We start from the raw sequence: 2352 nt of genomic DNA, 5'->3' as shown, positions 1-2352 counted from the left end.
GAGATCGCGCTGCAATTGCTTGACCGAGGAACGCACGCTGAGGAAAGGAACGTATTTTTCCAATGCCGCATTCTGCTGCGGAGTCAGGCTGGCGAGGAAGCTGCGCGCGCCCTCCAGGTCGTTGAGACGCAAGCGATAGGTCAGCGCCTGCACCGCGAAATTGGGCACGCCGGTGCGGTGGAAACCGAACTCGGCCAGCTCGGCGGCGGCGCGTGGTTCGCGGTCCTGGATCACCACCATCATGTTGCTCATGTCGCCTTCGGCGGCCTGGTCTGCGGCCAGCAGCCGGTCATAGCCGATGCGCGCCTCTTCATTCAGACCCATGTAGCGCGCCACTTCCGCATAGGTGCGCCAGAAGTCGGCATTGCCGTCCGGTGCCACCTTGGCGGCAGCGCGCAGCACTTCCAGCGCATCGTCCAGGCGGCCACGCAGATACAAGGGATTGGCGGTCATCAGGGCGTTCGCGGCGGAAGGGCCGAACTCCTCGCGCTGGCGGCGCAAGGTCGCCAGCGCAGCATCATCGCGGCCCATGCGCAGATACAGCTTGGCCAGCGCTTCCATCGTGCCGTTGCGCTCAGTGGCGGCGTCGGGAGTGCGGGCCGGCTTGCCGCGCAGACGCTCTTCCAGCAACGCGGCGGCGCGTTCGGGCTGGCCGATGTTTTCGTATTGCGCCACCAGCAGGTTGACCCACTGCGCATTGCCGGGCTCGACCTGCATCTTGTGCTGCAGGGCCTCGACCAGCATGTCTTGTTCAAAGGTCCCGGCGGCCGCACGCAGGACGTTGTCCCACGCCGCCTCGTCGCCCGACAGGCGCGCATAGGCCAGCCATTGCGGCGTGGCCTGTTCCGGCACGCCGCTCCATTCGGAGACCTCGGCCAGGCGCTTGCGCCAGGCCGCGTCATCGGGGCGCTGGCGCACCGCCGATTGCGCCAGCAGGCGCGCATCGACCAGGTTGCGATTGGCCAGGAAGACGTTGTAGGCCAGCGTGTAGATCTCCTCATCGAAGGGCAGCCTGGCCAGCGCGCGGCTGGAAGCCATATCGGCCGCCGAGGGCTGGTTCTCCCCGGCCACACGCAGCATGCGGCCCTGCTGCATCGCGCGCTGCAGTTCATTGTGCAGGCGCCGGGGATGGTGCAGCAGCGATTGCATCTGCTGCAGCGACTGCCGGAAGTCCTGCATGGACACGGCCACCACGCCCCCTTGCCCGGCCCGCGCAGCCGCCAGCGGCGACGGCACACGCGCCATCGACAATTGCAGCAACTGCTTCACGTAACGCTCGGCGGCATCCGGGCGATTGGCCGCCTGCGCCAGCCGCGTCAGGTAGAGCAGCACGGTTTTGTCATTGGCCAGTGGACCGAGGTTGGCTTCGGCGGCGGCCAGCGCTTCCTGGTAAAAGCCGCCGGCCTGCAAGGTCCGCATCGCATCGAGGAAATTCTCGCGGCGCGCCGCCAGCGATCCGGCGTGTTGCATGGCCAGCAGGTAGAAGGCCGCGCTGCTGTGGTAATCGCCCACGCCCAGGCTTTGCTGGCCCAGGCGCACCGCTTCGGTATAGGACATGTCGGCCGTGCCGCGATCGGCCAGCAGGCGCGCGAAGGCGGCGCGGGCGGACTCGCCGTCACCGAGTGCCAGCGCATCCTGCGACAGCGTCAGCCATTGCTGTGCAGTGAGCGGATAGGTCATCAGCACATTGAGCTGTTCGCGCAACTGTGCCAGCAACGGCGTGCGCTCGGGCGAACCCAGCGGCAGGGCAAAGACTTCCTGCTGGCGGATGCGGTATTCCAGCCAGGCCGCCGACAGGCGTGCGGCCGCGCTGCTGTCCATCTGCAGCAGGGCCAGTTGCGCACGCGCCTCCCCGAACTGGCCGAGGTCGATCATCTGCTTGACCAGCTCGGCACGCAGCGCCGCATTGCCGGGCTGGGCCTTGAGGAAGACCTTGATGTACTCGACCGTCAGCTGGTCGGATTTGCCGCTGGCATTGGCCACTTCCAGCCGCTGCTGCAGCGAGACCTTGGGATAGACCAGGGCGAGCACCGTCCCGACTGCCAGCGCGAAGCCGGCGATCGTCCAGGGCGAGAACAGCCTGGCCCGTTCATAAGGTGCATTGAACGAGTACCAGGTGCCGTGTTGTCGCGAGCGGGGCGGTTGCGGAGCCGATGTCATATTGATGAACTGCAGTCTTGCCGGTGAAATTGCGGTACCACGCCTGGCCGGTGATGCTGACCGACTTGCCCTTGGCCAGCGCCACGCCATCGGCGGTGGCGGTACAGGCGCGCGCGCCGCTGACGCTGAAGGTCGTCACGCCATTGGCGGTGAGCGAAAAACGCAGCTCGGCCTTGTTGCCGTTGATGCTGC

The 2352-nt window shown here is 66.8% G+C and carries 2 protein-coding genes; both read right to left on the bottom strand.

Annotated elements, in window-relative coordinates:
• A partial coding sequence (locus B3873_RS10865; RefSeq protein ID WP_286865965.1) for a tetratricopeptide repeat protein occupies positions 1-2031 on the bottom strand: 2031 nt, incomplete at its 3' end.
• 58 nt (positions 2032-2089) lie between these two features.
• A partial coding sequence (locus B3873_RS10860) for a hypothetical protein (protein WP_286865963.1) occupies positions 2090-2352 on the bottom strand: 263 nt, incomplete at its 5' end.

The organism is Herbaspirillum sp. UBA812 (genome assembly GCF_002296545.1).
Taxonomy (GTDB): domain Bacteria; phylum Pseudomonadota; class Gammaproteobacteria; order Burkholderiales; family Burkholderiaceae_D; genus Herbaspirillum; species Herbaspirillum huttiense.
The sequence above is the reverse complement of the archived record's forward strand: the minus strand, read 5'-3'. Positions and strand labels throughout refer to the sequence as shown.